The organism is Mycobacterium sp. E3247, from assembly GCF_001667785.1.
Classification (GTDB): Bacteria; Actinomycetota; Actinomycetes; order Mycobacteriales; family Mycobacteriaceae; genus Mycobacterium.
Genome location: NZ_LZJG01000033.1, coordinates 1 through 3,626 on the forward strand (window position 1 = coordinate 1; position 3,626 = coordinate 3,626).

The window sequence follows — 3,626 nt, forward strand, 5'->3', positions numbered from 1 at the left end:
TCCGCGGAGCGCAGCGCCGGGGCACACCCGTACCTGACCACCCCCGAGCACACCGCTCAGGCGCGCGAGCTGATCGGTCATGGTTGTTCCCAACCGGCGCAGCGGTGGCCCTATTCCGCAGGCTCCATGTCCACGATCGGCGGGGCCTCGAGGGGGAGCAAGACGATGAATCGGGTGTCCCCGGGCTTGGACTCGACCCGCAGGTCCCCGCGATGTTTCTTGGCGACGATGTTGAAGGCCAGGTCCAGCCCCAGGCCGGTGCCCTCCCCGACCGGCTTGGTGGTGAAGAACGGTTCGAAGATGCGTTGGCGCACGTCCTCGGGCACGCCGGGCCCGGTGTCGCAGATCTCGACACGCGCCATCTTCTCGCCTTCGCGGCAGGTGCGGATGGTCAGCGTGCCGCCCGCGTCGCCCATCGCGGCGATCGCGTTGTCGATGATGTTGGTCCAGACTTGGTTGAGATCGCCCGGATAGCAAGGGATTTCGGGAAGAGTTCGGTCCAGCTCCTTGACCACCGTGATGCCGGCATCCCGGCCCAGCCGGTCGGCGAACATCACCAGCGTGCTGCGCAGCAGTTCGTGAATGTCGGCCACCTGGAAGGGGGCACGGTCCATCTGCGAATACTGTTTGGCGTCGGCGACCAGCGCCGAAATCCGCTTGCTCGCCTCCAGGATCTGGTTCAGCAGCAGCTCGCTCTCGACGGTGTACGTCAGCCACCGGATGGCTTTCTCGAGCGACGCCGACGCCCCGAGCTCCTCGGTGGCCGCGGCGATGCGCTCCAGCCAATCGGTGTCGATGCCCCCCTCGACGAAGGTGGGCGCGATGTCCCAGCCGCCCTCGATGCCGTGGCCGTCGAGCCATTCGCCGACGGCGTCTTCGCAGTCGGCGGTCTCGATGGCGGTCAGGTTCGCCGACGCCGCCTTGGCGACCTGGGCGGCGACCTCCTCCTGCAGGCGCACCAGCGCCCGCAGCGCCTCCGGGCTGACGGTCCCGTCGGCGAGCATCCCGAGTTTCTGGCGCATGCCGGCGACCCGCTGGCGCAGCTCCGAGGCCGCGCGGACGGTGGCCGCGGCGGGGTTGTTCAGCTGATGGGTCAGCCCGGCGGACAACTGGCCCAGCGCCAGCAGCTTCTCCCGGTTGTCGATGATCCGGCGGGTCCGTTCGAGTCCGACCGCCATCCCGTCGAGCAGGTGGACGGCCATCGGGAACTGGTCCTTCATGAACCGGGCGAACGCGGGCGCGTCGAGCACGAAGAACCGCGACGGCTTGGTGACGTACACCGTCGCGTCGTAGCTCTGGTGCTGGGGCTGACCGGTGAACGCCCGCCACGCGCCGCAATACACCCCGCGCTGCGAGGTCCGGTTGGTCTCGATGTCCTGGCCGCCCGACAGCTTCGACATCACCAGCTCGCCGTCTAGGAGGACGTAGAGGCAGGTCGCCGGTTCGCCCTCGACGCAGATCGGGCCCGGCGGGTAGTTCTCGATGTGGCCGTTGGCGCACAACACCGCCAGCTGCTCGTCGGTGAGCGCCTCGAACAGGAACAGGCTGCGCAGCTCGTCGGGCTCGCAAGGAACTTGCGCGGTCATGCCGTCACGATTCCGCCAGGTAGCGGTGCACCAGCATCACGGCCATCGATCCCTCGCCGACCGCGGCCGCGACGCGCTTGGCGGACTCGGCCCGCACGTCGCCGGTGGCGAACACCCCCGGCACGCTGGTCTCGAGGTGGTGGGGCGGGCGGTCCAGCGTCCAGCCGCACACGTTGCGCAGGTCCGGCCCGGTGAGGACGAAGCCGTGGCTGTCGCGGGCGAGCACCCCGTCCAGCCACTCGGTGCGCGGCGCGGCGCCGATGAAGATGAACATCCGCCCGCAGGTGACCTCCTGGGTTTCCCCGGTCTGGTTGTCGACCAGGGTGAGCCGCTCCAGGTGGTCGTCGCCGACGGCGCGGTGCACCTCCGTGCAGGTGCGCACGGTGATGTTGGGCCGCTGCTTGATCTGCTGAATCAGGTAGTAGGACATCGAGGCGTCCAGCGACGGGCCACGCACCACGATGGTCACCGACTTGGCCTCCCGGGACAGGTACATCGCGGCCTGGCCGGCGGAGTTGGCCCCGCCGACGACGTAGACCTCCTCGCCCGCGCATTCCGACGCGATCGAGACGGCCGCCCCGTAATAGACGCCGCGGCCGGTCAGGTCGCTGCAGCCCTCCGCCGGCAGCTGGCGGTAGGCGACGCCGGTGGCCAGGATGACCGCGTGGGCGTCGATCGAGCCGCCGTCGGCGAACCGCACCGTGCGCTTGGGGCCGTTGACCTCCAGCGCCGTGGCGGTGCGGGCGGTGATCAGCTCGGCCCCGAACTTCTCGGCCTGCCGCCGCGCCCGGTCGGCGAGCTGGCCGCCCGACACCCCGTCGGGGAAGCCGAGGTAGTTCTCGATCCGTGAGCTCTGGCCCGCCTGACCGCCCGTCGCCGTGCGTTCGATGAGCACCGTGCGCAGCCCCTCCGACGCCCCGTACACGGCGGCGGCCAGGCCGGCGGGCCCGCCGCCGACGACGATCAGGTCGTAGAACTCCTGCGACGGCGTGGTGGTCAGGCCCAGGGTGTCGGCCAGCTCCGCGTCGGTGGGTTCGACCAGGGTGTCGCCGCGTTCGGTGACGACGACGGGCAGCCGCAGGCCGTCCTCGCCGGCGGCCTTCAGCAGCCGCTGGCCGTCGGGGTCGTCGGCCATGAACCACGAGTAGTGCAGCCCGTTGCGGGCCAGGAAGTCGCGCACCCGCCAGGACCGCTCGGACCAGCGGTGGCCGATCACCTTGGTGTGCGGGATCGGGTGTTCCGGCGCCGCCCGCCAGGCGTCCAGCAGTCCGTCGATGACGGGATAGAACTTCTCCTGCGGCGGGTCCCACGGCTTGAGCAGGTAGTGGTCCAGGTCGACGACGTTGATCGCGTCGATGGCGGCGTGGGTGTCGGCGTAGGCGGTCAGCAGCACGCGGCGCGCGGCCGGGTAGAGGTCCATCGCCTGCTCGAGGAATTCGATGCCGCTCATCTGCGGCATCCGGTAGTCGGCGATCAGCACGGCGACCGTCTCGCCGCGCAGCTTGAGCTCCTTGAGCGTCTCCAGGGCGTCGGGTCCCGAGTCGGCCCGCACGATCCGATGCCGGTCACCGTATTGACGACGCAGATCACGGGCGACGGCGCGCGAGACCGAGGGATCGTCGTCGACAGTCAGCAGGACCGGCTTGCGAGGTTGAAGGGAGGAGGCTGCGGGGTTCGCGGGGCTCGTCATCGGGTTCAAGTATGCCCTCGTCAGGGCGTTGGCGGCAGGTCGAGGAGGCGGCTGGGCGGCCGACTCGATTTCGCCGTCCGCGATTTTGGTCAGGGGCCCTGACCAGGTATCGTGGGACAACGGTGCGTCATCCGCGCCGACTTTTTGCGTGCCCTGTCTTAGGAATTCCCTGGAATTTCCTGCCCTTGGCTCACGTTGCTAGTCGGGCGAATGCTGCGCCGGAATGGGCGCACATCAAGGATACGAAACCAAAGACGAGGATTGCTGAACAGATATGGCCAAGAAGGACGGTGCCATAGAGGTCGAGGGCCGCGTGGTCGAGCCCCTGCCCAATGCGATGTTCCGCATTG

Annotated in this window: 2 protein-coding genes and 2 pseudogenes; 2 read left to right on the forward strand and 2 right to left on the reverse strand. The window is 69.2% G+C overall.

The genetic code is table 11. The features are described 5' to 3' along the window. Positions 1 to 78, forward strand: a pseudogene (locus tag A9X04_RS31240) (hypothetical protein); the annotation flags it as partial. 32 nt (positions 79 to 110) lie between these two features. Here the strand turns inward: A9X04_RS31240 and A9X04_RS01445 are convergent. Then, on the reverse strand, positions 111 to 1,586 hold the full coding sequence (locus A9X04_RS01445; protein WP_067917039.1) for an ATP-binding protein: 1,476 nt from the start codon (positions 1,584 to 1,586) through the stop codon (positions 111 to 113). A 4-nt stretch (positions 1,587 to 1,590) separates the two neighbouring features. Next, the gene (locus A9X04_RS01450; RefSeq protein ID WP_067917041.1) at positions 1,591 to 3,276 is read right to left on the reverse strand and encodes an FAD-dependent oxidoreductase; all 1,686 of its coding nucleotides are present in this window, start codon (positions 3,274 to 3,276) and stop codon (positions 1,591 to 1,593) included. A gap of 274 nt (positions 3,277 to 3,550) precedes the next feature. Between A9X04_RS01450 and A9X04_RS30770 the strand changes: the two are divergent. Beyond that, positions 3,551 to 3,626 (forward strand): annotated as a pseudogene (locus tag A9X04_RS30770) (translation initiation factor IF-1); the annotation flags it as partial.

Excerpts from the sequence above, each read along its gene's own strand:
- A9X04_RS01445 (WP_067917039.1), bottom strand. The coding sequence starts at position 1,586 with ATGACCGCGCAAGTTCCTTGCGAGCCCGACGAGCTGCGCAGCCTGTTC.
- A9X04_RS01450 (WP_067917041.1), bottom strand. The coding sequence starts at position 3,276 with ATGACGAGCCCCGCGAACCCCGCAGCCTCCTCCCTTCAACCTCGCAAG.